This is a genomic window from Streptomyces sp. NPDC054841, assembly GCF_053611045.1.
Map to the genome: position 1 here is coordinate 1 of NZ_JBSGZO010000780.1, position 2,412 is coordinate 2,412.

Below are 2,412 nucleotides of genomic sequence, written 5' to 3' on the forward strand. Positions count from 1 at the left end.
GCGACCGGCTTCGTCGCCTCCTTCATCGGCACCATGAACCGGATCCCCGGCCGCGGCGCCCCCCCCCGCCGGGGGGGGGGGGGCGGGGGGCCCCCCCCCCCACAACCCCTAGATCGTCGCGGCCAGTCGCGTGCCCTGGTCGATGGCGCGCTTGGCGTCCAGCTCCGCGGCGACATCGGCGCCACCGATGAGGTGGACCGTGTGCCCGGCCGCACTCAGCTCCTCGTACAGATCGCGGCGCGGCTCCTGTCCGGCGCAGAGCACGACCGTGTCGACGGGAATCACCGTGGACGTGCCGTCCACCGTGATGTGCAGGCCCGCGTCGTCGATCCGGTCGTACGTCGCTCCGGCGACCATCGTGACACCACGGTGCTTGAGCTCGGTGCGGTGGATCCAGCCGGTCGTCTTGCCGAGACCCGCACCGACCTTGGTGGGCTTGCGCTGCAGCAGATGCACCGTACGCGGCGGCTTCGGGCGCTCGGGAGCCCGCAGTCCGCCCCGTGTCCCGTACGCGGTGTCCACGCCCCACTGCCGGAAGTACGTCTCCGGGTCCAGGCTCGCCCCTTCGCCGCCGTCGGTGAGGAACTCCGCGACGTCGAAACCGATTCCGCCCGCGCCGACGATCGCCACGCGCTCGCCCACCGCGACGCCGTCCCGCAGGACGTCGAGGTAGCTGACGACGCTCGGATGGCCTACGCCCTCGATCTCCGGGGTGCGGGGCGAGACTCCCGTGGCCACCACGATCTCGTCGTACCCGCTGAGCAGCTCCGGCGTGACGAGGGTCTTCAGGCGGACCTCCACGTCGCGCAGCTCCAGCTGCGTACGGAAGTAGCGGAGCGTCTCCTCGAACTCCTCCTTGCCCGGCACCCGCTTGGCGATGTTGAGCTGCCCGCCGATCTCGTCGCCGGCGTCGAAGAGGGTCACCGCGTGTCCGCGCTCGGCCGCGGACACGGCGAAGGCGAGACCCGCGGGACCCGCACCGACGACGGCGAGCCGCTTGCGCAGCCTGGTGGGGGAGAGGACCAGCTCGGTCTCGTGGCAGGCGCGCGGGTTGACCAGGCAGGAGGTGATCTTCCCGCTGAACGTGTGGTCCAGGCAGGCCTGGTTGCAGCCGATGCAGGTGTTGATCGTCTCGGCGCGGTCCTCCCGCGCCTTCGTCACGAAGTCCGGGTCGGCCAGGAACGGCCGCGCCATCGAGACCATGTCGGCGCGCCCCTCGGCGAGCAGCCGCTCGGCCACCTCGGGGGTGTTGATCCGGTTGCTGGTGACCAGCGGTACCGACACCGAGCCCATCAGCTTCCGCGTCACCCAGGTGTAGGCGCCGCGCGGCACCGAGGTCGCGATCGTCGGGATGCGCGCCTCGTGCCAGCCGATACCGGTGTTGATGATCGTCGCGCCGGCCGCCTCGATCTCCTTGGCGAGCGTGACGACCTCCTCCAGCGAGGAGCCGCCCGGCACCAGGTCGAGCATCGAGAGGCGGTAGATCAGGATGAAGTCCTCGCCGACGCGCTCACGGGTGCGGCGGACGATCTCCAGCGGGAAGCGGACCCGGTTCTCGTACGAGCCGCCCCAGCGGTCGGTGCGCTGATTGGTGGCGCTCGCGATGAACTCGTTGATCAGATAGCCCTCGGAGCCCATGATCTCGACCCCGTCGTACCCCGCGGACTTGGCCAGCTCCGCGGCCCGTACGTAGTCCTCGACCGTCCGCTCGACCTCGTCGTCGGTGAGGGCGTTCGGGACGAACGGGCTGATCGGCGCCTGGAGCGCGCTGGGTGCGACCAGCTGCGGGTGGTACGCGTACCGGCCGAAGTGCAGGATCTGCATCGCGATCCGGCCGCCCGCCGCGTGCACCGCCTCCGTCACGGTGCGGTGCTGTGCGGCCTCCGCCTCGGTGGTCAGCTTGGCGCCGCCGTCGTACGGGCGTCCCTCCTCGTTCGGGGCGATACCGCCGGTCACGATCAGGCCGACGCCGCCGCGCGCACGGGCGGCGTAGAAGGCGGCCATGCGCTCGAAGCCGTTCTCCGCCTCCTCCAGGCCGATGTGCATCGAGCCCATCAGCACCCGGTTGGGCAGTGTCGTGAACCCGAGGTCGAGCGGGCTCAGCAGGTGCGGGTACGGGGCCGGGGCCTGGGGCGGCGGGGGCGGCGGGGTCATCGGGGGTTCCTCCTCGCGCAAGGTGCGTCGAGCTCCCTTTGTAGACGCCGAAGAGCCGTTATGCAACAAGTTGCACAACGGTGAGGGGGTGACGTGCGCTACGCCGGCGCCGCTCAGCGGTCCAGGGCCTGTCGTTCGGATCTTGCCGGGCTCGCGTGCCCTGACACGCACCTCTGCGGCGTTGTCGTCAGTCGCCAATGTCCCCCGTAGCCCTTCGGGCACGGGAGGTACCCCCACCGCAGTGGCTCCCTCCTCCGC

General features: G+C 71.1%; 1 protein-coding gene. It reads right to left on the reverse strand.

What is annotated here, in order from left to right; all coding sequences use genetic code 11:
- Window positions 1-108 precede the first annotated feature (108 nt).
- The gene (locus tag ACWGI8_RS43130; protein WP_453668951.1) at window positions 109-2,154 is read right to left on the reverse strand and encodes an oxidoreductase; all 2,046 of its coding nucleotides are present in this window, start codon (window positions 2,152-2,154) and stop codon (window positions 109-111) included.
- Between the last annotated feature and the right edge of the window lie 258 nt (window positions 2,155-2,412).